The sequence below is a fragment of the Deinococcus sp. Leaf326 genome, assembly GCF_001424185.1.
Lineage (GTDB): Bacteria > Deinococcota > Deinococci > Deinococcales > Deinococcaceae > Deinococcus.
In genome coordinates this window covers 1-4,534 of record NZ_LMOM01000081.1, presented here as the reverse complement: position 1 = coordinate 4,534, position 4,534 = coordinate 1, and the positions used below count along the sequence as shown (strand labels likewise).

Genomic DNA, 4,534 nt, shown 5'->3' with positions numbered 1-4,534 from the left:
CAGAGACGTCGTTTGATCACCTGATTCGGGTGACGAAGCAACGCTGGGCCTGCGAGCTGGGTCACCGGGARCTCAAACAGGAAGTCGGGCTAAGTCACTTCGAAGGGAGAAGCTGGCAAGGGCTCAACCACCACGCGGCGCTCTGTTTAATTGCGCTACTCTTCCTGCAATGGCTCCGCTTGGCCCAACTGGACGGCTTTTTTGGCGAGTCCGTACCTGAGATTCGAAGGGAGATCGCCGGGGAACTTCCCCGGCGNTAATTGCGCTGCTCTTCCTGCAATGGCTCCGCTTGGCCCAACTGGACGGCTTTTTTGGCGAGTCCGTACCTGAGATTCGAAGGGAGATCGCCGGGGAACTTCCCCGGCGATCAGGAGAMCGGTGCCGCCTTTATGCGTGCCGTGCAGCGTTGTTCAGCGGTCCCTGAATATTCCCCGAAGTACAGCTAGCAGGGGAGGAATTGCTCCTGCTGAATGAACATGGGAGTCATGAGCCTATGTCCAGTTCGTCCACCCTATTCGAGGTGATGTGTCTCCGACATCCGGGCTAGCCTGACGACCGTGTCTTCCCTCCCGTCTTCCCAAGCGCTCCTGAGTCGCTGGTTGCTCCCTGCACTCCTCCTTCTCCTCCCCACAGCCGCCGCCGAAGGCAGTGCTCAACTCCTGGGGACGGCCACCTACCGTGCGGCCCTCGAAACAGGGAACACCAACAAGGGCGACTTAGGTGCCGCCGCTCCTACCCGCAAGACCAGCCTCTTCGTCTATGCCAGAAGCGGAGAACAACTCGCCTTGGGCAGCAGCAGTCTCCTGAGTACGCTGGCCACAAACGCCGCCGCCATTAACGTGTACTCAGGCGCCGTCGACCTCACAGGGACGGTCACTGCGACACCGCTCCTAACCTGTAAAGCCGCTGCGGACAAAACCGGTCTGATCGAAAACCGCACCCAGGAAACCAATGGGCCCTCGACGACTGGAGCAACGGGGTACTACAAGCCCTGCCTCTACCCCGTGAAAACCACGGGGGTCTACACTGTGGAAATTCTTGCCCCCGTGCCCACCGGCAACGCCAACCCCAGCGGGATCATCGTGAGCAGTGGCTGGGCCGCACCGACCGTCAACGACAGTTTCGTCTCCGCGTGGGACGTCACTGTTCTCAATGGTGCCTCCGCCGTGCCAGGACGGGTCTGGACGACCTATCTGGCCATGAGTGCCGGGTCTAATGGTCGACCCGTCACCCTCAATCTGTACGTTCAGACCAAAGACGGCTACCGCTATAGGTTCATAGGGAACGTTGACCCCTACGGCTTCATCTTCTTCGCCAATAACAAGGGCGTGACAACGACAGCAGGGCTCCCCAGTTTCCAGAGTGCTTCAGTTGATGCAGCGACCTATGGCAGCCCTGTGGTCGGTGCCGACAGCGGCAGCTCTGTAACCCATAAGCTCTTCTTCAATATCCCAGCCACGGACCTCCCTGCCACCACCGCAGGTGGAGATTGGCTCCTTACGGCCAGTCCGACCTTACCCCCCACACCGACCAATCTAACGTTCGCTGGGCGAGACGGCACATCGGGCTATGCGGGCAGCACGACCAGTTCTACCCTGGGCGGGACTTTCACCTTCAACAACCCGGGGAGCCAGAGTTTCAGCTACCGGCTGCTGATCCCGCTCTCGAACAATGGGGTGAACAATGACCGGGTCCTGACTGGAACGGCAACCCCGGGTAGCAATACCGTGAACTGGGATGGCCTGGACAGTGACGGCAAAGCGGTCTCTGCCGGCACAGGAAACTACACGGCGAGTGTTTCCCTGTTCTCCGGGGATATTCATTTTCCCCTGCTCGATTCGGAGAATGCAGTAGGCCTGAACATCACGCGTCAGGTGCCCGGCTCAGGCAGTGGAGTCAGCACGCTGTACTGGGATGACCGACCCCTGACCCGGCCATCTGCCGTGACTGGAGCGCCCAGTCCGGACAACACCCCCAGAGGGGCAGACAGTGCTACGACCGCTCAGCACAGCTGGAGCAATGCGTTCGGTGACAAGAAGGTCATGGACACCTGGGCGTATTACCCCAGCAGCTCTACCAACAGTGGAGCGATCATTGTGCGGTCCGCCGATCTGCGAATCGTCAAAACCTCTGCAGTGACGACTGCGCCGAGAGGCGGCACCGTGACCTACACCCTGACGATTCAGAACCTCACCACGGATACTCCGGGGCAACCCCTGAGGGCGACCGTTGCGGACGCCCTGCCAGGTTGGGCGACCGGCAGCACCTGGAACTGCCCGACGGGGTGTACCGCGACGGGGGGTACGGGCGGGCTCTCCACTGAGGTGTTCCTCACGGGTCAGACGGCCGTTCCCATTACGGTCACCACGACGGTTGCTCTCACCACAACGAGCGGCAGCAGTCTGGTCAACACGGCGACGGTCACGCGGGCCAGCGACGCCGTGGACCCGGAGACGACGAACAACACCTCGTCCGTGACGTTGACGGCGCGTGATCCTGTACTCAAGCTCGACCTGCTCAAGACGGCCCGGAACGTCACGCGCGGCGGGGCAAATACCACTTCCGGGACCTCGGCCCTGCCTGGCGATGTGCTGCAGTACGTGATTACCTACACCAATAGCGGTGAGGTGGCTCTGCCCAACGTCAGCATTGGCGACAACCTGCCAGCGACGCTGAGGGCCCAGACGGCAACGTTCGTGTGTCCATCCGGAACCGCTATAGCGCTTACTCCCGCGCAGAGCTACAGCGTGGCCCTGAACACAGCATGTGGCAACGGAACCACTGTGCCTGTCGGTGGGGGTGGCACGCTGACCCTGAATGCCGTCGTGCGATAGGTCAGGAGTTTTCCAGGGCCACTCAATGACTGGGCGTCCGAGCACCCACCGTTCCGCACATGTGTTCAAAGTGTCCTTCGCTCCTACGCTGGCTCTCACGACGACGCAGTCTCAGGTGTATCGCCCCTGGGTGTTGACTGAGCCAGCGTTGGTGCAGGCCTTGCCGAGAGCGCCTCTGCTGGCCTTATGTTTGTTGGTCGCGTTGCGCCTTCCAGAAGTGCAGGGGCGCCTGCAGGTGGGAGAGCAGCAGCATGATCGGTCGAGGCCTGGTCATACCTGGATTGTCAGAGCGTTTCTGGTTGTCCAGTGCCTATTGCGCATCCGGCCGTCGGATGCATGCTCTCAAACTTCAATGACTCGTTTCGTCATGATGTGCGGTATCTAGGGATATGCTGATGCTCGTCATTCACCGAGTTCAATCTTTTCGGTTCTCACTTGCCGACGTCTGAGTTCAACAAGGTGCAGGCTCCAGGGCGTGAGGTCTGCTTTAACGTCTCCGCTCAACGTTGCCGGAGAAACTCGCCCAGTTCGTGTGGAGGCAAAGGCCGGGCAAATCCGTAGCCTTGACCGAAATCGCATTCCATCTCTCGCAGCTGCCGAATTTGCGCGTCTTCCTCCAGTCCTTCAGCCACCACATGCATGTTCAACGTGCGGCCCAATGTCACGATCGTCTGGATCACTTCTGGTCGTTCCGCCGCCATCGTCACAAATGAGCGGTCAATCTTCAGGCCATCAAGCGGGAAACGCTGGAGATAGCTCAAGCTGGAGTACCCCGTCCCAAAATCATCGACCACCACTTTCACCCCTAAGGCTCGGAACGCACGGAGGGCCTCAACCGCCTGGGTATTGTCAGCCATGAGCAGGCTTTCTGTAATTTCCAGATGGATTCGCTGGGCTTCGGTCCCTTCCTCCGCCAGGACCCACTTCACCCGCCCGACAATGTCAGGCTGGTCAAAATGCTGTGCGGAAAGATTCACGCTCAGCGTCAACGGCGTCGCCCGTCCCGCGTTCCATGCCCTCAACTGACGGCATCCTTCCCGGAGCACCCACAGATCGATCTCACAGATCAGGCCGCTCTCCTCCGCCAGTGGAATGAACTCTGCTGGCGAAATCATCCCGTGCTCCGGATGCTGCCAGCGGACCAGCGCCTCGACCCCCATGACGACCTGATCGCTCAACCGGAGGATCGGTTGGTAATAGACCCGCAATTGCGAGTGTTCGACCGCCTGGCGCAGATCGCGTTGCAGATTCAACAGGGTGACCCGCCGCTCATACATGGCCGGCTCGAAGAAGCGGTATCCCCCTTTGTGATGCGTCTTGGCCTGGTACATCGCGATATCGGCATCCCGTAACAGCTCATCGGCTCCCGTGGGCTCGTCAGAGCTCAGGGCGATGCCGATGCTCGCAGTGATTCTGAGCTCCTGGCCAGCCACGGAGAATGGCACTGCAAGGTGGTGCAGCACCATTTTGACGCGTTGGATCACCTCTTCACGGGACTGCACGTCTTCCAGGAGCAGCGTGAACTCATCCCCTCCAAGGCGGCCGACGGTATTGACCGAAGCGACACTGGCCTGCAGCCGCGCTGCGATCGCCAGGAGAAGTTCATCGCCTGCTGCATGACCCAGGCTGTCATTCACCAGCTTGAAACGGTCAACGTCTAGGAACAAGACCGCGAATGAAGTGGAGGCACTCCGCTGGCG

Annotated in this window: 2 protein-coding genes; one reads left to right on the top strand and one right to left on the bottom strand. The window is 60.3% G+C overall.

Annotated features, from left to right (window positions below):
* The first annotated feature begins 557 nt into the window (after nucleotides 1–557).
* Nucleotides 558–2,834, top strand: coding sequence for a DUF11 domain-containing protein (locus ASF71_RS20420; RefSeq protein ID WP_156373019.1), 2,277 nt, complete (start codon nucleotides 558–560; stop codon nucleotides 2,832–2,834).
* Nucleotides 2,835–3,334: 500 nt separating this feature from the next.
* Here ASF71_RS20420 and ASF71_RS20415 read toward each other — a convergent pair.
* On the bottom strand, nucleotides 3,335–4,534 hold a 1,200-nt coding region (locus ASF71_RS20415), incomplete at its 5' end, for a bifunctional diguanylate cyclase/phosphodiesterase (protein WP_156373018.1).